This window comes from Gardnerella vaginalis, from assembly GCF_040427915.1.
Taxonomy (GTDB): Bacteria; Actinomycetota; Actinomycetes; order Actinomycetales; family Bifidobacteriaceae; genus Bifidobacterium; species Bifidobacterium vaginale_C.
In genome coordinates this window covers 1,361,563-1,383,075 of record NZ_JBETXJ010000002.1, presented here as the reverse complement: position 1 = coordinate 1,383,075, position 21,513 = coordinate 1,361,563, and the positions used below count along the sequence as shown (strand labels likewise).

Annotated in this window: 16 protein-coding genes; 14 read left to right on the top strand and 2 right to left on the bottom strand. The window is 39.9% G+C overall.

The features are described from left to right. Window positions 1–2 precede the first annotated feature (2 nt). The 8 genes from ruvC (at window position 3) to ABVC65_RS05575 (ending at window position 7,360) form a co-directional block, all read left to right on the top strand. The gene (gene ruvC, locus ABVC65_RS05610; protein WP_353582792.1) at window positions 3–584 is read left to right on the top strand and encodes a crossover junction endodeoxyribonuclease RuvC; all 582 of its coding nucleotides are present in this window, start codon (window positions 3–5) and stop codon (window positions 582–584) included. A gap of 48 nt (window positions 585–632) precedes the next feature. Next, on the top strand, window positions 633–1,271 hold the full coding sequence (ruvA, locus tag ABVC65_RS05605; protein WP_353582791.1) for a Holliday junction branch migration protein RuvA: 639 nt from the start codon (window positions 633–635) through the stop codon (window positions 1,269–1,271). A 3-nt stretch (window positions 1,272–1,274) separates the two neighbouring features. Then, window positions 1,275–2,336, top strand: coding sequence for a Holliday junction branch migration DNA helicase RuvB (ruvB, locus tag ABVC65_RS05600; RefSeq protein WP_004113654.1), 1,062 nt, complete (start codon window positions 1,275–1,277; stop codon window positions 2,334–2,336). A 68-nt stretch (window positions 2,337–2,404) separates the two neighbouring features. Further along, window positions 2,405–2,821, top strand: a complete 417-nt coding sequence (gene yajC, locus ABVC65_RS05595; protein WP_004113655.1) for a preprotein translocase subunit YajC — start codon at window positions 2,405–2,407, stop codon at window positions 2,819–2,821. An 18-nt stretch (window positions 2,822–2,839) separates the two neighbouring features. Further along, entirely contained in the window at window positions 2,840–3,421 is a 582-nt protein-coding gene (locus tag ABVC65_RS05590) for an adenine phosphoribosyltransferase (protein ID WP_004125952.1), read from the top strand. Between the two features lie 133 nt (window positions 3,422–3,554). Continuing rightward, a complete protein-coding gene (locus ABVC65_RS05585) occupies window positions 3,555–5,150 on the top strand; it encodes a cell division protein PerM (RefSeq protein WP_353582790.1) in 1,596 nt (531 codons plus the stop codon). Between the two features lie 73 nt (window positions 5,151–5,223). Further along, the gene (gene purH / locus ABVC65_RS05580; protein ID WP_435528284.1) at window positions 5,224–6,864 is read left to right on the top strand and encodes a bifunctional phosphoribosylaminoimidazolecarboxamide formyltransferase/IMP cyclohydrolase; all 1,641 of its coding nucleotides are present in this window, start codon (window positions 5,224–5,226) and stop codon (window positions 6,862–6,864) included. Between the two features lie 106 nt (window positions 6,865–6,970). Beyond that, entirely contained in the window at window positions 6,971–7,360 is a 390-nt protein-coding gene (locus ABVC65_RS05575; protein ID WP_353582788.1) for a DUF3017 domain-containing protein, read from the top strand. A 27-nt stretch (window positions 7,361–7,387) separates the two neighbouring features. Here ABVC65_RS05575 and ABVC65_RS05570 read toward each other — a convergent pair whose 3' ends face one another. Continuing rightward, window positions 7,388–8,374 (bottom strand): MIP/aquaporin family protein, encoded by a 987-nt coding sequence (locus tag ABVC65_RS05570; RefSeq protein WP_285069046.1) that lies wholly within the window; start codon window positions 8,372–8,374, stop codon window positions 7,388–7,390. A 199-nt stretch (window positions 8,375–8,573) separates the two neighbouring features. On the opposite strand from ABVC65_RS05570, the gene ABVC65_RS05565 reads away from it, so the two are divergent. From ABVC65_RS05565 to ABVC65_RS05540, 6 genes are all read left to right on the top strand, one after another. Beyond that, the gene (locus ABVC65_RS05565) at window positions 8,574–9,347 is read left to right on the top strand and encodes a pseudouridine synthase (RefSeq protein WP_004113665.1); all 774 of its coding nucleotides are present in this window, start codon (window positions 8,574–8,576) and stop codon (window positions 9,345–9,347) included. After that, complete coding sequence (gene der / locus ABVC65_RS05560; RefSeq protein WP_353582787.1) at window positions 9,344–11,548, top strand: bifunctional cytidylate kinase/GTPase Der; 2,205 nt, start codon at window positions 9,344–9,346, stop codon at window positions 11,546–11,548. The genes ABVC65_RS05565 and der overlap by 4 nt, the downstream gene beginning before the upstream one ends. Before the next feature lie 65 nt (window positions 11,549–11,613). After that, a complete protein-coding gene (locus tag ABVC65_RS05555) occupies window positions 11,614–14,142 on the top strand; it encodes a DEAD/DEAH box helicase (protein ID WP_353582786.1) in 2,529 nt (842 codons plus the stop codon). A 94-nt stretch (window positions 14,143–14,236) separates the two neighbouring features. Continuing rightward, on the top strand, window positions 14,237–15,610 hold the full coding sequence (locus tag ABVC65_RS05550) for a replication-associated recombination protein A (RefSeq protein WP_353582785.1): 1,374 nt from the start codon (window positions 14,237–14,239) through the stop codon (window positions 15,608–15,610). A 415-nt stretch (window positions 15,611–16,025) separates the two neighbouring features. Continuing rightward, a complete protein-coding gene (locus tag ABVC65_RS05545; RefSeq protein WP_353582784.1) occupies window positions 16,026–16,901 on the top strand; it encodes a hypothetical protein in 876 nt (291 codons plus the stop codon). 5 nt (window positions 16,902–16,906) lie between these two features. Continuing rightward, window positions 16,907–20,929 carry a hypothetical protein gene (locus tag ABVC65_RS05540; RefSeq protein ID WP_353582783.1) on the top strand — a complete coding sequence of 1,341 codons (4,023 nt, stop codon included), beginning with the start codon at window positions 16,907–16,909 and terminating at the stop codon, window positions 20,927–20,929. Window positions 20,930–21,104: 175 nt separating this feature from the next. On the opposite strand, the gene ABVC65_RS05535 is transcribed toward ABVC65_RS05540, so the two are convergent. Beyond that, entirely contained in the window at window positions 21,105–21,410 is a 306-nt protein-coding gene (locus ABVC65_RS05535) for a YhbY family RNA-binding protein (RefSeq protein WP_004117809.1), read from the bottom strand. Window positions 21,411–21,513: the final 103 nt, after the last annotated feature.

Here is a 21,513-nt window from a genome sequence, read left to right as displayed (position 1 = left end):
CTATGATGATTTTGGGCGTTGATCCCGGGCTTACTCGCTGCGGGGTCGGCGTGATTGAAGCCGGCGTTTCTCGTCGGCTTTCTTTTATTCACGTCGATGTATTAAGAAGTGATCCTAAGACTTCTCAAGATTTAAGATTGCTCGAAATTTACAATGGACTGGTGGAGAAAATCGAAAGGTTTTCGCCAGATACTATTTCGATTGAGCGTGTTTTTGCTCAAGAAAATCGAAACACTGTTCTTGGGACTGCTCAAGTTGCAGGTGTTGCAATGTTGGCTGCTGCTCAGAGAGGTATTCCTGTAGCTTTGCATACTCCTACAGAGGTTAAACTCGCTGTTGCTGGAAATGGAAAGGCGGATAAAACTCAGGTAGAGCGCATGGTTGCGCGTCTTTTAAATCTTAATGTTTTACCGACTCCTGCAGATGCAGCTGATGCCTTGGCTCAAGCGATTTGTCACGCGCTTCGCCCAGCAGGGGCTTTGCAAGGAGGAGAGCGAGAGCAGCATTTAACTGAGGCTCAACGAAAGTGGGCTGATTCTTTGCGTTCTGCTAGCAGACATTCTTCTGTCGGACGTGACATGTAGTATGTTTTATAGAACAGATGTTCTATTTATCTAGAAAGGTGAGCGCTGATGATTGGTATGCTTAGCGGCGTTATTGAATCAGTTGATTCTCGATGTGCGCTTATCTGTGTTAGTGGTGTTGGCTATGAAGTTTATATGCCATCGTCTGATTTGGCTTCGCTGCATGAAGGTCAAGATGTTAAGGTTTATACGTCTTTACAAGTAAGTCAAGATGCTGTTACTTTGTATGGTTTTACGAGTATGCCTGCAAAGCGTATTTTTCTTCAAATTCAGCAGAAAGTTAGTGGTGTTGGTCCTAAAGTTGCTCTTTCTTTACTTTCCACTTTAAATGTGAATCGTTTATTGCAGGCTATTGCAGATGGCGATATCACCGCATTGTCTTCTGCTCCAGGATTAGGTAAAAAGGGTGCTCAAAAAATTGTTCTTGAACTTAAAGGTTCTATTGACGTATCTCAATTAAATGAAGATGATACTTCTAAAGATTCAAAATCTTATAAAAAGGAATTTGATGAATCTGGCATCAGCAAGGTTGTAGAAGGACTTATGTCTTTAGGTTGGAAGCAGTCAGATGCTCAAAGAGCGGTTGAAAACGTGTGTAATAGTGAAAAAATTGCTCTGCCAATCAGTGATTCAGATATGTCTAATGTTTTGCGCATGGCATTGGCAGCGTTAGATAGAGGCAGGTGATTCATGAGTTTGGATGAAGGAATCGACGTACAAGCTTTAAATACTGGCGTATCCGAAGATTCATTAAGAATTGTTTCATCATCTCCTATAGGAAATGAACAGATTAGCGATGAAGAATTAAGACCTCATGCTCTAGATGGATTTATCGGACAGCCTCTTTTAAAGGCGCAGCTACAACTTTTTTTGGATGCTGCAAGATTGCGTGATGTTCCTCCAGATCACATGTTGCTTGCAGGTCCTCCTGGGCTTGGAAAAACAACATTAGCAATGATTGTTGCTAATGAGTTAGGCGTATCTATTAGAGTTACGTCTGGCCCTGCTATTCAACACGCTGGTGATCTAGCATCAATTTTGAGTTCTCTTGATACTGGTGAAGTACTGTTTATTGATGAGATTCATCGTTTGCCTCGAGCTGCAGAAGAGTTGCTTTATATAGCTATGGAAGATTTCCGAGTTGATGTTATGGTTGGCAAAGGACCAGGGGCGTCTTCTATACCTCTTACATTGCCGCATTTTACCGTGGTTGGTGCTACTACGCGCGAAGGTATGCTTCCTTCTCCGCTTAGAGCACGTTTTGGTTTTACGGCTCACTTGGATTTTTATCCTCACGATGAGTTGGAAAAACTGATTGAACGTTCATCTGTTCTTCTTGGTGTTCATCTTGTTGATCAAGCAGCTAAAGAACTTGCTATTCGTTCCAGAGGAACTCCTAGAATCGCAAATCGACTGTTAAGACGCGTACGTGATTGGGCAGTTGTGCATAATCTTAAAGATGTAAATCGCGAGTCTGTAATAGAAGCCTTATCGTTGTATCAGATTGATACTCAAGGTCTTGACCGTCTAGATATTGCGGTTTTGAAAGCTATTGTGAATCAATTTAATGGTGGTCCAGTTGGGCTTAATAATTTGGCTGCAATGGTTGGAGAAGAGGCAGAAACTGTAGAAACCGTTTGTGAGCCATATTTAGTGCGTGAAGGGTTTCTTATTAGGACTCCTAAAGGTCGTGTTGCCACTGAAAAAGCTTGGCAACACTTAGGTCTTAAAGCGCCTGATAATGTCAGATAGATAACATAAAATAAGTGTTTTGGACGGTGTTTTGTCCGTCTCAGGGTTGGATACATAAGGAGTTTATTGTGCCCCAATTTGTTAGCCAGTATGGCATGCTTATTGTACTCGTAATTGCCATGGTTGGTATCATGTGGTTCCAATCTCGTAATATGAAGAAGCGCCAAAATGAGTTGAAGTCCTTCCATGATTCTTTGAAACCAGGCGTTGAAGTTATAACAATTGGTGGAATCATCGGTAAGGTCGTCGTAGTTGATTCTGATCACGAAGAGATTGTTCTAGATTCAGAAGGTAGTTTACTTCGAGTGTCTTTCAGAGCTGTGAATAGAGTTTATGTTCGTGTAGATTTCAACAGCTATGACAAAGACGATGAAGCTGATAACTCGGAAGATGTTGATGCATCTGATAAAGATGAATCTCAAGAATCGAGCGAAACTGAGCAGATTCAAGAATCCAGCGAGACTGGTGAAGTCAAAGAAAACTGAGATAAGAACAATAAGATTATGACAACAACTGATATTACAGTAAAATCTTTGAAGAATGTTAGTGATGAGGATGTTAAATATTTAGCATCTCTTATTAGAACAATTCCAGGGTTTCCAAATCCAAAGATTGTTTTCCGCGATTTTCTTCCTGTTTTTGCTGATAATCGTGGTATGCGAATTCTTATTGATTCATTAGTAGATTCGTTGCCAGTTTCTAAAGATTCATTTGATTTAGTTGCCGGACTTGAGGCTCGTGGATTTTTGTTTGGTCCAGCTTTGGCTGCTCGACTCAATAAAGGTTTTGTCGCCGTAAGAAAAGCAGGTAAATTGCCTCCCGAAGTCATAAGCGAATCATATTCTCTCGAATATGGGGAAGCTAAGATAGAGATTGAGAAAGATCTTATAAAGCCTGGTCAGCGTGTTCTTATTGTTGACGATTTAATTGCTACAGGAGGAACTGCAAAAGCTGCTGCGCGACTTGTTGAAAGGTCGCAGGGCACTGTTGCTGGATTCTGCTTTGTAATGGAGTTAACAGGAATTAGCGGGATGAATGAGTTGCAATCTTATAAATGCTCTAGTTTAATGACGATGCCTGCATAAAAGTGGTGTATGAGTAGTAGCTTGTGTTGTAATTAGGCAGCTACATTTATCCATATATTGTTTTTAGGTGTAATCATAAAAAATCGAACAACTTAGATCTAACTTCAAGCGGCTAATAAGGGAGGATGATGTTATGAAAAAACTGAAGTCTTCTCTTATTAGCATTTTGAAGGGGATATCTATACCCGCTATTGCGACTTTGATTTTTGCAATAGTTGTTGGATTATTCATGTCACTAACCCTTCTTGTTATTTCTATAGAAGAAGGAACTGGTAATCTTTCCGATTCATCAATGTCGATGACGTGGGCTGCTCTTCTTTTTGCGCAAGGAGTTGGTCTAGGCTTTGATGATTTTATTCTTACAGTTATTCCACTTGGTTTGACTTTGCTTATAATTACAATGCTTGCGATTCTGATGAGAAAACTAAAAGGTGGATCGCTAGTAAATTGTATTGGTTTGTTTGTTTGGGTTTTCATCAATGGAGTTATATCTCAAAATACTAATATTGAGTTATTGGATTCGTTACCAGTCATATTGTTAAAAAGCTTTTGTGTATATGCTTTTGCACAGTTAATAGCTGTTTTCCCATACAGCTCATTGTTTGTATTAATTAAAAATAATGTAACAAAAAATGTTCCTGAACATATATTAAAACGCATAAGAATTTGCCTTTATTCAACCGTAATCGTGTTGTCAATTTATGCAATTATTGCATTATCAACGATTATCTTTTGGTCCATTGTTGGAGCAAGTAATGTTGAGATAGTTTTTTCAAAGTTAGGAATGCAATTAGGTTCAAGAATTTTAACCACAATTGCATGTCTGGTATGGCTTCCAAACGTTGCATTATGGGCATTATCATGGATTTCAGGTTCAGGATTTGCGATAGGATCAGTTGCTAATTTCACAATTTATGCAGTTAATCGTAAGTCTTTGCCTCCTGTTCCATTCTTTGCCATATTCCCAGACTCTATAGGTGATTCACTTTATAGGCTTCTTGTTAATGGTATTGTTTTTGCCTTATGTGGCGTATTTGCGTTATTTGTGATCTTATATTCTAAGTCTTGTAATCTTCGTTTGCATTTCGATAAAGATAAACTTGATTGGAAGTCTACCGTTATTGCTTTTGTGGAATCAGCTGTAGTTTTGGTATCAACTTGCATATTAGTAATACTCGTTATGAGTATACTATTCTTGTTCGCAAACGGTGATTTAGGTAAATATCGTTTATCCAATGTTGGTATAAATGTAAGTAGAAGTGTTCGTGCTTTAGGTCATTTAACAGTATTTGGCTTTGGGTTTGCCTGGATTCTCGTTATATTTGTGTGCGCAATAATAATTTCTATTCGTGCGTTAAGTTCTAAAATTTTTGAGAAATATGATTCCATTAAGCCGTCGAATTTTAATATATTTTCCAAAAAGTTATCTGAAAATATTAGTGAAAAGTCAAAAGAAAATCAGAACATAAAATCGCAATCAAAACCAGTTAAACAGTCATGTGAAACGTCAGTAATAACTCCTAAAGAAAACAATATGTCTGAAAAGTCTGCTGATGATATGTCTTCAAAAAAAGAAAAAACGCGTTCATCTTGTTCAATTAGTCAAAATGAAACAGATAATATAAGTCAGCCGCGAAGTGTTAAATCCACTAAAAAACAACCTTTGCTTGAGGACAAAACTGATACTAGAAAACCTAGAACAGTTAGTTCGAAAGTCAATAAAAAATAATCCTCGTCCAACATCAAGGAGGAAGACCACCGTGCAACAGATACACGCGCAAGAATCAAGTGCAGATGTGCTGATAACCACAGGTAAAAGGTCAATCAAGCGAGTACTTGTATCAGTATTTTGCAAAGAAGGGCTAGAAACTCTGGCAGACGCTTTTAAAAGGTGCGGAACTCAGGTTGTTTCAACAGGTTCAACAGCTGCAAAACTCCAAGAATTAGGTGTAAAGGTTACGGAAGTATCTGATATAACAGGTTTCCCAGAAAGCTTAGATGGTAGGGTTAAGACGCTCGATCCACATATTCACGCTGGGATTCTAGCAGATATGAGCAATCCTGATCATGTAAAGCAGCTTAAAGAGTTAAATATTGAGCCATTTGATGCTGTCGTAGTGAATTTGTATCCGTTTGTAAACACTGTTATGAGCGGTGGAAGCGAAGCTCAGATTATTGAGAAAATCGATATTGGTGGACCATCTATGGTTCGCGCTGCCGCGAAAAATCATAAATCTGTGGCTGTTATTACAGACCCTGCAGATTATAATATTCTTGCCCAAAGAGTGTTATCTGGAGAAGGTTTTAGCCTAGAAGAACGCGAATACTTGGCGCATAAAGCATTTGAACATACGGCTTCTTACGATGCTGCAATATGCCAGTGGACAAGTGAAGTTTGGTCAATTCCAGAAAGTATGAAGACCAAGTCGGAGGAAGACGCAAATTCAGTTGATAAAACAAGTGAGGATTTGATTCTTCCAACTGATTATACGCGTACGTGGAAGTTAAATCGCGAGCTTAGATATGGTGAAAATCCACATCAGCAGGCGGGGCTTTATCTTGACCCATTGCATAAGGGAGGTTTAGCTCAAGCTGAACTTCTTGGTGGAAAGCCGATGAGCTACAACAATTATGTTGATGCGGATGCGGCTTGGCGTGCAGTATGGGATTTTGCCCCACAAATCGCTGTTGCAGTATGCAAGCATAATAATCCTTGCGGCTTAGCAATAGGTGCAACTGCAGCTATTGCTCATAAGAAAGCTCACGCTTGCGATCCTGTAAGTGCTTACGGCGGTGTGATTGCTTGCAATTCAACTGTTACACTAGAAATGGCTGAAAGTGTTCGACCAATTTTCACAGAGGTAATTATTGCTCCAGATTATGAGCCTGAGGCTTTGGAGTTATTGCGCACTAAGAAAAAGAATTTGCGAATCTTAAAGGTTGCAAATCCTCCAGTTTTGGGCTTGCAGGTGCATCCTATTGATGGTGGCGCATTGGTACAAAGCGCAGATAAGATTGACGATTTTGGCGATAATCCTCAAAATTGGACTCTTGTATCTGGAGAAGCTGCAGATACTGATACTTTGAGAGACTTAGAGTTTGCATGGCGCTCGCTTCGTTGCGTAAAGTCTAACGCAATTCTACTTGCACACGATAATGCTACTGTTGGCATTGGCATGGGGCAGGTTAATCGCGTGGATTCTTGCCACTTGGCTGTTGAGCGTGCTAATACTCTTGCTGATGGTGTTGAGCGTGCTCGTGGAGCTGTTGCGGCTTCGGATGCATTTTTCCCGTTTGCTGACGGTCCGCAAATCCTTATTGACGCAGGTGTGCAAGCAATTGTGCAGCCAGGAGGGTCAATCAGAGATGAGGAAGTGTTTGAAGCTGCGCGTGCGGCTGGAGTAACAATGTACACCACTGGTACAAGGCACTTCTTCCACTAAATAGTATTTAACTGAATAATAAAATATTTATTAATTTTTTAATTAATACAAGTATTCTATAAAAAGGACCTTGGATTGTATTTTCGTATACTTTCCAAGGTCTTTTATGTATTATACAAGTATGACAATTAATGATCGGTATGAAAAACAAGACGATGTAGCAAAAATTCAAAAGAACATTTTAAATGTAAATGAATCTGAATTAGCAAAAAAATCAAACCATATATACGTTTCGGAAGTCAAAGAAGGAAAACCGTATGCGCAATGGATTGTGGCAGCAATAGTATGCGTAAGCGCAGTATTGGCGTTTATGGGTAAAACAATGGCTGCCACGGTAATAATTGCCGCAACAGCCATTGTTCTTGGAATCATACGCTTAATATTTACTCAAAAAAGTCCATGGAAGGTTAGATCTGTAGCCTTCGATTCTTTCATAAGCATTTCGCTAGGAATTGGACTATTGATAACGTATTTTTCAATTTTTTTCTTAATGTAGAATCCGATAGATTTAATTCACGAAATTCTATTTATCATCTCTGTTAAAAGGATTAAATGGAACATTATCGTTTCCAGTAGAATCCAAAGTCGTAGAAGGGGTTACTGAAGACTCTGTGTTAACAGGAGGTTCTGGAACTACAGGAACAGTATTCTGTAGAACAGGAGAAGTTTGATTTGAGTAATCAGCAGCAACAGGATTCTGATTATTTGAAGAAGATGTTGCAAGCTTGCAAATAAGCATGACAAATCCTACGAGTGCAGCGGCAAAAACAGGTGCAATCCAAAATACCCAAAGTTGACTCAATGGTGAGACAGATAACTTTTGCGATTGAGCAAGAATAGCAATGCCAGTAGAACGGGCAGGGTTTAAACCAGCTCCAGTAATTTGATAAGTAATGAAAGCTCCAGCGGCATAAGCAATGCCCATGTGAGTAGAGTATCCGCATTTTGTGCTGCCATTGTCATTCATGTACGTCATGGCTGTTGCAACAATAACAAGAACTGCAATAATTTCAACAACAAGAGCAGTAATAACGCCAAAAGATGCATTAACACTCTTAAGTTGGTTTGCAGAAATGGAAGCATTTTCAAAACCATTAACAACAGGAGCAAACCAAGTGTGAGCTGGAACCATCTTTGTTTGTGGCAGAACAAAAACAGTTACTCCAGCTGCAGCAATAGCTCCAAGAACCTGAGCAATAATGTATAAAATTCCAGAAATATAAGGAGTTCTGCCAGTAAGCATAGATGCGATAGTTATAGCAGGATTCACATGTCCGCCAGAAAACTTAGATGCAATACCAATAGCAGCAGCATAAGCAATACCAGTTCCTACTGCAATCATAAGAACATTTACGCCATACATTGCAGTAACAATAGATGAGAACATGTAGATAGTGAACATTGCAAAAGCGCTTGCAATGAATTCTGCTCCTATTCTAAAAATGAGCGGAGTTCTAGGTGCAGATGATTGTTTAGAAACAGAGCATTCTGCATTTGAAGTGTAGTTCATAACAATTCCTTACGTTAATTGTGTACACCGCTATGCTGGTTTTTATTATTTACAGCACAACCAAACGTTTGCTATAGTATCACGGCTATGCCATACGCTAACATAGAAAAACGTGGTAATTTCCTGTATTTATTGCAGAATATAAAAATTTACTACTAATTTATTAAAAGAATACGAATAAGGTCACGTTGGGAGAACGATGCCAAACGCATATTCCCGCGCCAATCAGGCGCAACAAGAATCCAAAAACGCTGTTCGACTGCAAAAGCTACTTGCTGAAGCGGGATTTGGTTCACGCCGAAAGTGTGAAGAAATAATCTTAGATGGGCGTGTTGAAGTAGATGATGAGCTTGTAACAACACTCGGAACTCGAGTAGATCCAAGTAAACAAAAAATACGCGTAGACGGATCGAGAGTGAAATTTAATCACAAGCTTGTAACGCTCGCGCTTAATAAGCCTAAAAGAGTTTTGAGTGCAATGGATGATCCAAAAGGTCGCTTCACTTTAAGAGACATTGTTGGAGACAAGTACGAGCGGATTTTCCACATGGGACGCTTGGACTACGATTCTGAAGGTCTTATTTTAATGACCAACGATGGTGAGTTAAGCCAGCATGTTATGCACCCAAAGTACGAAGTTGAGAAAACGTATATTGCAACTGTTGAAGGCAAGATCAACGGAATGGTTTGCCGAAGGCTAGTTTCGCAAGGCGTAAATCTGGAAGACGGCTGGATTAAGCTTGATCGTTGCGCAATAATCGACCAGAATCACGATGCAACTATTGTGAAAGTTGTGTTGCATTCTGGCAAGAATCGTATTGTGCGCAGGATTTTTGGAGCCGTAGGATACCCTGTAAAGCGTCTTGTGCGTACTCAAATTGGGCCTATTAAGTTAGGGGACTTAAAAGCTGGATCGTATCGAGTGCTTTCTCAAACAGAAGTGCGCTCGCTTTCTAAGGAGGTTGGCCTGTGATTTGCGTAGCAATTGATGGACCAGCAGGAGTAGGTAAATCTTCTACTTCTCGTGCTTTAGCGCAATACTATGGTTTTGCGTATTTAGATACGGGGGCAATGTATCGAGCTGCTGCTTGGTGGTGCTTGAAGCAAGGTATTGATTTAAGTAAGCAGCTTGAGTTGGATGAAGAAGGAAATCCAACGAATTCTGCAGATGCAGAACGCTTTAATCAAATTGTTGAAGCTGTTGGAGCATTGTTTACGGAAGATCATGCTGAATTTAGTGTTGATCCAAAAAATCCTGTAGTCGTAATTGATAGTGAAGATATTAGCGAAGAATTGCGTTCCAGCGAAGTTTCTTCGCACGTGTCTACGGTTTCTTCGATTCCTGCAGTTCGACACATGCTTATTGCTGCTCAGCGCGCGTATATTGCTTCAGAGTCTAGTGAAGATTCTTTCTCAGGCGGAGAGGGAATAGTTGCAGAAGGCCGCGATATTACTACTGTTGTGGCTCCAAATGCTCAAGTTCGAGTGCTTCTTACTGCTCGTGAGGAAGTGCGTCAAGCTCGCAGAAATAAGCAGGATATTGCGCAAGAAAATTTGCAAAATAATGGATCTAAGAATAATGAATCTGAAGAAGACGATATTCGTGCTCGCGACGCTAAAGATGCTAAAGTTACAAATTTTCTTAAAGCTGCAGACGGTGTTACAACTCTAGATAATTCTGATTTGACTTTTGAGCAGACTCTTGACGCGCTTGTAGAGATTGTTGACGATGCAATTGAGCAAGATGAGTACGACCGTTATGCTGCAAATCTTGAAGGCTACGATCTTGATGATGAAGATCGTGCGCTTCTTAGCGGTGATTTTGCAAGCGATGATGAATCGAAAGATACAAAAGCTGTTGGAGTAATCGCCGTTATAGGTCGACCAAACGTTGGAAAATCAACTCTTGTAAATCGTATTTTGGGCCATCGTGTCGCTGTTGTAGAAGATACTCCAGGTGTTACGAGAGATCGCGTAAGTTACGACGCTGAGTGGGCTGGAACCAACTTTAAGCTGGTTGACACTGGCGGCTGGGAAGCAGATGTTGAAGGCATTGATTCTTCTATTGCTCAGCAAGCGCAAGTGGCAGTGCGTTTAAGCGATGCTGTGATTTTCCTAGTAGATGGTCAAGTTGGTTTAACAGCTACCGACGAGCGCATTGTTTCAATGCTTCGCGCTGCAGGTAAGCCTATTACTCTGGCAGTTAACAAGGTTGACGACGCTAGAAGCGAGTATTTGACTGCAGAGTTTTGGAAGCTTGGAATGGGTGAGCCTTACGGAATTTCTGCAATGCACGGAAGAGGCGTTGGAGATTTGCTTGACGCGGCTCTTAGCTCTTTAAAGAAAGCGAATAAAACTTCAGGATTCTTGACTCCAGAAGGACTTCGCAGAGTTGCTTTAGTAGGTCGTCCAAACGTTGGTAAGTCTTCGCTTTTGAACCATTTAGCTCATGAAGAACGTTCTGTTGTAAACGATTTGGCTGGAACTACTCGAGATCCTGTTGATGAGGTTGTGCGAGTTGATGGAGAAGACTGGCTGTTTATTGACACTGCTGGTATTAAGCGCAGGCAGCATAAGCTTACGGGTGCTGAATACTATTCTTCACTTCGTACGCAAGCTGCGATTGAGCGTTCTGAACTTGCTTTGATTCTTTTCGATTCTTCCCAGCCGATTGCAGAGCAGGATTTGAAAGTTATGAGCCAGGCTGTAGACGCGGGTCGAGCAATCGTACTTGTGTTTAACAAGTGGGACTTGATGGACGAATTTTCCAGACAGCGCATGGAACGCTTGTGGAAAACTGAGTTTGAGCGCGTAACTTGGGCTGAGCGTGTAAATCTTTCCGCAAAAACAGGCTGGCATACGAATCGTCTTGCGCGCGCTATGCGAACAGCTTTAGACAGCTGGGATAAGCGCATTCCTACAGGCAAGCTCAACGCTTTCTTGGGGCGTATTCAGTCTGCTCATCCGCATCCTTTGCGAGGTGGAAAGCAAGCGCGAATCTTATTTGCAACGCAAGCTTCTACGCGTCCACCGCGTTTCGTGATATTCACAACAGGCTTCTTAGAGCACGGCTACCGTCGCTTTATTGAGCGATCGCTTCGAGAAGAGTTTGGATTCGAGGGAACTCCTATTCAAATCTCAGTAAAAGTACGAGATAAGAAGAAGCGCAAGTAAAATCGCAAGTAAATAAATTTGCGATTAAAGTCACGAGTAAAGCTTAAGTAAAGTAGGAGCGCAATATGGCTGGTTTGGGCGAGTTAGCTTTTGATTTGCATCATGCTAGCGAAGATGAGATTTTTCAAGCATTTGTTGATTGGGTTAAAGATAACAAGCATGTGGATTTGTGGCCGCATCAAGAAGAATCTGTTATGGATTTGCTTGCAGGGGATCACGTAATCTTAAATACTCCAACCGGTTCTGGAAAATCTCTAGTAGCGCTCGGCATGCATTTTGCAGCGCTAGCCACTGGCAGACGCTCCTACTATACTGCGCCAATTAAAGCTCTTGTTTCTGAAAAATTCTTCGATTTAGTTGCGATTTTTGGGCGCGACAACGTTGGCATGATTACAGGCGACTCGCATATTAACGCGGACGCTCCAATAATCTGCTGCACTGCAGAAATCTTAGCAAATCAAGCCTTACGTGAAGGCGCAAACGCTGAAGTCGATTGCGTTGCAATGGACGAATTCCACTACTATGGTGATCCAGAGCGCGGATGGGCTTGGCAAGTGCCTCTACTTACACTTCCAAACACGCAATTCTTACTTATGAGCGCAACTCTTGGAGACGTAACGGATATTGCGGAACGCTTAGAAAAATCAACAAAACGTAGTGTTGATATTATTGCTAATGCGCCAAGACCAATCCCACTCGAATACGAGTACACAGATAAGCCGCTCGCAACAACTGTAGAACTCTTATTTAACAAGGGTTTAACGCCAATATACGTAGTTCATTTTTCGCAAGACGCAGCTCTTGAAACAGCGCAAGCGCTCGCAAGTACGGGAGTTTCAAGCAAAGAACAGCGAGACAAAATAGCGCAAGCAATTAAAGGTACTAAATTTACTACAGGATTCGGCAAAATCTTGCAAAGGCTACTGCGCACCGGTGTCGGCGTACACCATGCTGGTATGCTTCCGCGCTACCGTAGGCTTGTCGAACAGCTCGCACAGCAAGGATTGCTGCCCGTTATTTGTGGCACAGACACTCTCGGAGTTGGCATTAACGTGCCAATTCACTCGGTTGTGCTTACAGCTCTTACAAAATTTGATGGGAATCGTAGTAGAAAGCTTCGTGCTCGCGAGTTTCATCAAATTGCAGGACGTGCAGGCAGAATGGGATTCGATACTGAGGGCTTAGTAGTTGCAGAGGCTCCAGAGTTCGAGATTGAGAATGCGCGCGCTGTTGCAAAAGCTGGAAATGATCCTAAGAAGCTTAAAAAAGTTAAGCGTAAGAAAGCTCCAGAAGGCTTTGTAGTTTGGGGCGAGCCAACGTTTACTAATCTTATTGAAAGCGCTCCAGAAACTTTGAATCCTCACATGGTTGTAACGCACTCAATGATTTTGAACGAAGTTACGCAAGGTGGGGATGCTAGAGCACGCGTTGAAAAACTTATTGAAGATAGTGCGCAAAAGCCGCAAGATAAAGAGAAATTGCTCGAGCGTTGCAACGATATTTTCCAAACTTTGCTCGATACTCAAGTTATTGAATGCAGAGAGCTTTCGGATGGTTCTTGTGATTATGATCTTGATGTTGCTATGCCAGAGGGCTTTGCGCTGGATCAGCCGCTTTCTCCGTTCTTGCTCGCAGCTTTGGAACTTCTAGACCCAGAATCTCCAAGCTATGCGCTTGATGTAATTTCTATGGTTGAAGCAACTTTAGATGATCCTAAGCCTGTGCTTCGCGCACAAGAGCGTAAGGCTCGCGATGCTGCAATGGCTGGTATGAAGGATGATGGCATTGATTACGAGGAGCGCATGGAACGCTTAGCGGAAGTTAGCTACCCTAAGCCTCTTGAAGATTTGCTTGAGCCTGCTTTTGCGCAATATCGCAAAGATGTTCCGTGGGCAAACGACTACTGGATTAAGCCTAAATCTGTACTTCGAGACATGGTTGAAACCGCATCCGATTTTACTGGATACATTTCTCGTTATGGCATTGCTAGAAGTGAGGGAACGCTTCTTCGTTACCTTTCGGACGCTTATCGTTCGCTTGCTCGTACTGTGCCAGAAGACATGCTTAACGAAGAATTACGTGATATTATTTCGTGGCTTCGTCTTGTTGTGCGATCTATTGATTCAAGTCTTGTTGACGAGTGGGAAAGTGCTGGAGGGTCGGACGCTGAAGCTAGCGCTGTAACTATGGCTGCGCCTGGAACTTCTGAGTCTGTAGTTGAGGATCGTCGTGGACTTATTGTGTTGATTCGAAACGCAATGTTCCGTCGCGTGCAGCTTATGGATTTGGAAGATGCGGATACTTTAGGAGAGCTTGACAAAGCTTGGGGTTACGGTGTTCACGAGTGGAATGATGTGCTTGACGACTATTACGATGAGCACGAGTATGTTGGTATCGATGCCAAGGCTAGAAGTGGCGACTTGTTTATTTTGGATGATTCTCTTGAGAAGAGTGAACATTCGTGGAAAGTTCGGCAAATTATTGACGATTCGGACGGAGACCATAATTGGGCTATTACTGGAATTGTTGATTTGGATTCCACACAAGATACAGGCGAAGTTGTGTTCTTTGACTACAGCGTGTCGCACGTGTGATTCTTAAAAATGTGCTAACAGAGCACAGAATGCAAAACACAGAATGCAGAATGCAATCGAACGTTTGTTCTATATGTAGTGTAAGCTGGTAATTATGGAGAAAGATTTATTTTCCGCAAGTAGTGCACCTAGCGATGTGACGCGTCCGTTGGCAGTGCGTATGCGCCCAAGCGCTATCGAAGACGTGCTTGGGCAGACTCATGCGCTAAAAGATGGTTCGCCTTTGCGCAGGCTTGCGAATCCGCAATCTAAAGGTTCTCTTACATCTCCAAGTTCTGTTGTGTTGTTTGGACCTCCAGGAGTTGGTAAAACTACGCTTGCTTATATTGTGGCTAGACAGTCTGGTCGCGTGTTTGAAGAGCTTTCTGCTGTAACTTCTGGAGTTAAAGATGTTCGAGCTGTGTTAGATCGAGCACATGAGCGTTTAGTTAGTAAAGGTCAAGAAACAGTTCTGTTTATTGACGAAGTTCACCGTTTTTCTAAATCACAGCAAGATGCTTTGCTTCCAAGCGTTGAAAATCGCGATGTAACTTTTATTGGAGCTACTACCGAAAACCCAAGTTTTTCAATCATTAAGCCACTACTTAGTAGATCAGTAGTTGTTAAACTTGAGTCTCTCAGTGTAGAAGATTTGCACACGCTTATAGAACGCGCAATTTCAAGCGAAAATGGTCTTAATGATCAGCTTAAAATCGACGATGATGCTATTGATTCAATTATTCGTTTAAGTGGGGGAGATGCTCGCAAAACTCTCACTATTTTAGAGGCGGCTGCAGGAGCAGTAACAGGAGATGTTGCGTTGCAGCATGGTAAAAATAAGCCTGTAATTACTGCTGATATTGTTTCTAATGTAATGGATACTACTACAGTTCGCTACGACAAAGATGGCGACGACCATTACGATGTGATTTCTGCTTTTATTAAGTCAATGCGTGGAAGTGATGTTGACGCTTCTTTGCATTATTTAGCGCGAATGCTTAGAGCTGGTGAAGACCCGCGTTTTATTGCAAGGCGAATTATGATTGCTGCTGCCGAAGAAGTTGGTATGGCGGCTCCACAAATTTTGCAAGTAACTGTTGCTGCAGCTCAAGCGGTTGCTCTAATTGGCATGCCAGAAGCGCGGATTATTCTTTCGGAAGCTGTGATTGCTGTAGCAACTGCTCCAAAATCAAACGCAAGCTATAATGCGATTAATAAGGCTTTGCAAGATGTTGATGCTGGAAATATTGGTCAAGTGCCTCTTCATCTGCGTAACGCGCCAACTGCTTTGATGAAAAGTTGGGGCAATCATGATGGGTACAAGTACGCTCACGATTATCCGGGTGCTGTTGTATCTCAGCAATATATGCCAGATGAGCTAGTTGGTCGCGAATATTATTACCCAAATAATCGCGGCTACGAGCACGAGATTTCGCAACGTTTATCTCAAATTCGCAATATTCTCCACAATTCTGAAGATAAAAATTGATGATTAATTGATGATTATTCGTATTTATCAAAAACTAAAAAACAAAATACTAGTTTTGCGATAGAAAAGTAACAATTGTTGATTTTGAATCATAAATTATTATCGGTCAGAAGATTCTAAAAAATTTGCATAAAAGTATATTTTTCATAGAAAATTTAATTTAATTATAATATTTGCAAAATCATATAACTATATTTACTATAATTTTTAGAAACTATTTCATCTAAATTTATTGTAAGAAACAAATAATATTCTGTTTTAGGTACTTGTAGTATTAATGTTTACTTTATAGCTTTTTAAGCGAAAATAGAGTGAGATGCTTTTATTGAAATCGCTTGCAGCTTAAGTGTTGAACTTGTGAGAAAGATGAAAAATGAGAAAGTCGTTGTGTACCTCAAAGCGGAGTGTGTCTAACATGATGTGTTCGCCTAAAATCATTATGCGCAATTGTTGTATTCTATTAGCACTATGTGTTTCGTTTATTTGCGTTCCGCAATGTTACGCAGCTGATAATTCAGCAGACATTACCGCTCCAGATAAAACGACACAAATTTGGTTTGATATTGAAGGAACTGATATTAAACCTAATGAGATTGGCGGTAAGATTGACAATCACGATATGAAATTTGCTTCTTCTCCTTCGGGAATCACATCTGTTGTCTCTATGGGGGGGGGGAATCATAAGTTAAGCTTAAATGCTACAAAACAACACATTAATCAAACTGTTTTTATCTCATTTGTAAATTCAAATCGTATAGTTCTTAAAGAATCTAAGCTTACAATGACGTTAGCTGGCGGATTCAAGATTGATGATTATTATCCAAACACCAATACTGATATCAACAATGATAGTTCATACAACAGTAGTAATAATTCAATAAGCAATAATTTTAATAGCAATAATTCGATTAACGGTAGTTTGAATAGTATTAGTTCAATCATAAATGGTTCAAAGAATGATCATATTGATAGTTCAAACTCAAATACGATTAAAACTGATAAGTCAAATCAAAATCCAGGGTCAAGTATAAAACCGAATTCAAATTCAAGCTCAAACCTGAATCTAAAATCAGGTTCAGACTCAAATTCAGATTCTGCAAAAGCTAATAACAATAGTGGTCAGGCATTTTCTAGTCAATCAGAAAATAATAAGCATAAGCGTTTTTCTGGAATGCTATATGTAACTGGTGTTGGAGTTACCTTAATTTTAATTACTTCAATTCTTTTGATTTCGTTTGGAATTGGAATTCACTTTAGTGTAAATGGTGCGCATGTAAAGAGGGAGGCATAAGTAAAATGAAACGCAATAAAATTCTCTTCAATGTTATGCATGCTATTAAGAGTGCAAGATTTGTTTATAGAACATTTGTAAGTGTTATAGCGTTTTCTATGATTCTTTGCGTAACTCCAGCTTATAATGCTTACGCTAGTGATTCAAACAGACATAATGACGAGTTGGGATTAAACGTTGATGCTCGTTCTAGAGTTCCATATCTTGAAGCATTTGGTGACTCTAATGCTCCTATTGCAAATTCTATATCAACAAATAGTGGTGCAACGCTTGATTTGCCTGGTTCTACTGGTTACGATAGTGCGCTCGTTCGTGTAAGTGTATTTAATGCAAATAGTGATACCACCGTGTATGTTGATAACACTCCTGCGTTACAAATAGCTGCAAAATATGATGCTTCACAAACTGTGTTAGCTCATGTTACAGACGGTAATCTTCACATTTATGCTTCTAATGCAGTTAATGCACGTGTTGAAGTTGTCGCATTCTTACAATCAAAAACTGTTGCAGCAGCTAAGAATCAAAAGCCAGCTTATGTTCCTGGCGCAATTGTTTCTTTGGTAAAACCAGTAACGCGTATGGATACTAATCAGAAATTATCTTGCACAAGCATGAATTCATCTGCACATTGCAAAGTTGGATTACTTGGCTTAGGTAATGTTCCTGGAGAGTATGTACGAGCAGCATATGTGACTATGAAAGTCAATATGAAAAATGCTGGAGATGTTAAGGTAGCTGGGCAAGAGATAGCTCTTCCACAAGGTGATTCTGTAGTTTCTACAATCGTAGTTCCAAATTCTACAGATGGCTCAATTAGCGTTGAATCAGAGAATGCTACTTCTGCTGAGCTGTATGTGCGCGGATGGGTTGCAGGAGCTATGCCAAACATGGCTCATGCTAACGTAACTGGAAGTTTTGTGCCATCAGTTTCTAAGCAATGGGTTAGCTCAACAACAGAAAAAGACAAAACTTCGACTGTTGCTTTGAGTAAACAATCAAGTGATAGCGTCTTTGAACTTGCTCTAGTTAGTGCTAACGCTTCTGGTAAGCGCGCATTCGTTGAGTACGGAAAGCCTGTTCAAGGCAGGTCTACTGGTACAGTAGTTGACGCACAAGAAGGTGCAATACCTCAGCTTGACTTTGTGGACACTGATGCAAAGAGTGCGAAAGTATCTGCTCGAGGAAGTAAAGTATCTTCAAAAGTTTTGATGCTTGGAAGCATTCTTGGTAAAAGGCCGAAAAACAATAATTCTGATACTGTTACCGTTAAATGGACTTCCCCTGAGGAAAATGCTTCTATTGATTTCTCGAAAGGTAAGAAGTTAACAATTTCTGGTACTGTTGACGCATCTTCATCAGTTGACTATGTGAATGTAACAGTTAATTCTTCTGATAATAATACGGTTAATTTAGGTAATGCCGCTGTTTCTTACGATGCTAATGGTAAAGCAAAGTGGAGTATGGAAATTACCGTACCAGTTGCTGGTAATCAAACTTTGAACGCTAGAGCATTTGTACGTGATGATAGTAGTTCTGGAATTGATTCTAGAACTATAAACACTAAAGTTCCTAATACAAACAAGAAAGATATTATTGTAGCCAAAAATGCTAAGACTGTGTATCCTGACATTCTGAGCAATGATATTACTGCTGTTAATCCAGATTCATTAGTGTTTAACAAGAAGCCTGAATATAAGGTTGGGGATATTTTGGCTGCTGCACCTGGAAAGAATGCTCCTAAGGGCTTCTTACGTAAAGTTGTTGGAGTAACGCTGCAAGGCAATACTTGGGTTGTTGTTACCGAGCCTGCAATGATTACGGATGCTATTTATCAAGCGGATATTAGCGAAGATAGGCCATTTTCTGCTGGTGATATGTCTTTAGAGCCTATTCCAGATAAAAATGGGGAAAATAGTAATTCATCAAAGGATTCTTTCAAGTCGATTGTACATAATGACGCTCCTTCCGAACGCAGTAATCGTGGTTGGGATATTGGTAAAGATACTGATTTACTTAAATCATCATTTGGTATTGTATGCAATTCAGACTTGACGAATGATAAATCGAATATTGAATGCGAAGGAGGATATAAGCGTCCTACAGATTATTATGATGAAGCAAATAAGAAGAAGAAGGAAGATAAGAATAAGAATGCTAAAGATAGTGGTGCATCTATTTCTTTTGGAGCTATGGCTTATCTCAAGTTGCACTTCACTTTGAAAATTGAACTAGATTGGAGTGGTGCGCATGTAAGGAAATTTGAAACATATGTTATAGCAGATGCTGACGAATCCTTAGATGTGCAAGCATGGACAAAAGTTGAAAAACATATTGAAAAAGCTGTTCTAAAGCCAAAAACTGCCATTACATTTAGTTTGGGTGTTGTTCCTGTAACTATAACTGTTGAATTGCCAGTTGGCTTTAAAACTGGTTTAGATGCTAAGATTTCACTTGGCATGGGGACAAAGTTCCATCAAGAAATAAGAGTAGGAGTTAGATTCGAGAATGATAATTGGGATTTAATCCACGACTTTGATATTAGATCTAATGATGTTAAACCTGCTTGCGGAAGTATGGTACAGATAAGTGGAACATTAGCATTAGAGGCAGGTTTATGGATGGAACCAGGCATATATCTATATGATTTCAATGGTATTTCTCTAAGAGCAGAATTGTTAGGAAAAGTTGAAGGTAATGCTAGTAATGCAGAAAAGGATAATCATATTGCGCAAGCATATATAACACTTAAAAGTGTTTTTAACTGTGGATTAAGAATAACTCTATTTAGGCTACCTTTGATTGCTCAGAATATATTAGATTGGGATCCTGATCCTTGGACTCATGAAGATGTATTATTCAGCAATAAGGATAATCCGTGGACGATTGGGCAGTGTGGAGCTGGAGATAAGCCTCAGCCAGGTCCTACACCAAAGCCGAAACCGCAACCAAGTCCTGAGCCGAAGCCTCAGCCAAAACCGAAACCACAACCGCAACCTGATGTACAACATAATGTGGATCCTAATGTGATTTCTGCAGCTGGAAAAGCGTATATGGACGTACTAAAAGATTTGCGCAAAAACGGATCTAAATCAAAGTATGCTGAATTATTGTTAAAAGAATCAGGGTTAAAAGATAATAATAAACTATGGGATGATAGTTATATATGGGACTGGTATGTTGAAACTAAATATGCACTATGGGATATTAATGGTGATCATATTCCTGATATGATTGTGCATTCACGTTCTGTTACAAAACCTGATTTTGTTTGTGTATATTCATACGATGGAAAAACTGTTAATGTAGCTTATACATTACTCAATGATCATTCTGATGAATTATTCCCTGACAAAAATAATAATGGATTTACAGGTTTTGGATGGTATGGTTCCGATAATTTAAGAATTGATAAATGTTCATATAAATTAATCAACGGTAAGATAACATTGTATAAAAAAACTCAGTCAGTTATCTCAAACTACTATTACATTTTTAAGGATAATATTTTTAAGGATAATATTATTCATATTGATAATATTAAACGTCTGAAAGAAGAATATGAACGTATTGCGAATTCCTATCATAAGTTAATGGGAAGCGTAATACTAAGATGGGATACACCTTCTAATGATAGTTCTGACTTATTAGATATGATTAATTATAGTAAGATGAGTGAGTCAGAAAAAAATCATGTATCTGAAGTAAAACATTGGATGGAAAAAGGGTATCAAATAGTTACTGGTGTTGTAAGTGACTATGATGACGGTTATGTTTGGCTTAAGGGTGCAACAATGCCTTATAAAGTATATGATTATCTACTTGAATTTACTGACTTAGACGGTTATCATGGTCCCGTTTTTACACAACGAGCAATCAAAAAGAATATCGGTAAAAAAATAACAGTAGCTTACTTTTTGCCTATTGCATGCTTCGGAAAAGTGCACGGGATTTTATTTTATGAAAATCGAGATTTATGGATTAAGAATAATGATGTTGCGATAAGTGATTATTATCACATAATCCCATAAGCATAAGTGTGTTGCTGTTTTATACGATTCAAGGTAGCAACACACTTATTGAGAGTTATAATTATCCATTAATTTTATGCTCCATGATTGCAAAACTATTGATGTAGTCAAACAACCATGGAGCATTTTTTATTTACGAATTATCGCAAAAATATAAAAATATTAAGAGAGAGTTTTACTCACGAACAAGCATAATGTGGTCAATATCTTCGCGATTTGAAACTCGGAATAACACAAAACGGTTGCCAATTACTTGCACGACTTCTGCACCAAGATGTTCTGCAAGTTCTTGCGCAGCTTCTTTAGCACTTAAGCCAGAACCATCTTGCACAGCACACTTCATAAGCTCATGAGATTGCATTGTTTCGTCTGCTTGCTTAACAGCAGCGTCGCTAATATCGTTTTTTCCAACATAAAGCAATGGGCTTAAAGTGTTAGCGAGCGCGCGCAATTGCTTAATCTGCTTTTTAGTTAATGCCATTATTTTCCTTCCAAATCGCGTTCAACATGCGTAAAACGCCCAAGCGTCAATTTTCAAAACATTAAAACGTCAAAACGCTATATTGTCAAACGCAATTATCGAC

Coding starts and splice junctions, on each gene's coding strand:
- ruvC (WP_353582792.1), top strand. CDS start 3: ATGATGATTTTGGGCGTTGATCCCGGGCTTACTCGCTGCGGGGTCGGC.
- ruvA (WP_353582791.1), top strand. CDS start 633: ATGATTGGTATGCTTAGCGGCGTTATTGAATCAGTTGATTCTCGATGT.
- ruvB (WP_004113654.1), top strand. CDS start 1,275: ATGAGTTTGGATGAAGGAATCGACGTACAAGCTTTAAATACTGGCGTA.
- ABVC65_RS05590 (WP_004125952.1), top strand. CDS start 2,840: ATGACAACAACTGATATTACAGTAAAATCTTTGAAGAATGTTAGTGAT.
- ABVC65_RS05585 (WP_353582790.1), top strand. CDS start 3,555: ATGAAAAAACTGAAGTCTTCTCTTATTAGCATTTTGAAGGGGATATCT.
- ABVC65_RS05575 (WP_353582788.1), top strand. CDS start 6,971: ATGTATTATACAAGTATGACAATTAATGATCGGTATGAAAAACAAGAC.
- ABVC65_RS05570 (WP_285069046.1), bottom strand. CDS start 8,374: ATGAACTACACTTCAAATGCAGAATGCTCTGTTTCTAAACAATCATCT.
- ABVC65_RS05565 (WP_004113665.1), top strand. CDS start 8,574: ATGCCAAACGCATATTCCCGCGCCAATCAGGCGCAACAAGAATCCAAA.
- ABVC65_RS05555 (WP_353582786.1), top strand. CDS start 11,614: ATGGCTGGTTTGGGCGAGTTAGCTTTTGATTTGCATCATGCTAGCGAA.
- ABVC65_RS05550 (WP_353582785.1), top strand. CDS start 14,237: ATGGAGAAAGATTTATTTTCCGCAAGTAGTGCACCTAGCGATGTGACG.
- ABVC65_RS05545 (WP_353582784.1), top strand. CDS start 16,026: ATGATGTGTTCGCCTAAAATCATTATGCGCAATTGTTGTATTCTATTA.
- ABVC65_RS05540 (WP_353582783.1), top strand. CDS start 16,907: ATGAAACGCAATAAAATTCTCTTCAATGTTATGCATGCTATTAAGAGT.
- ABVC65_RS05535 (WP_004117809.1), bottom strand. CDS start 21,410: ATGGCATTAACTAAAAAGCAGATTAAGCAATTGCGCGCGCTCGCTAAC.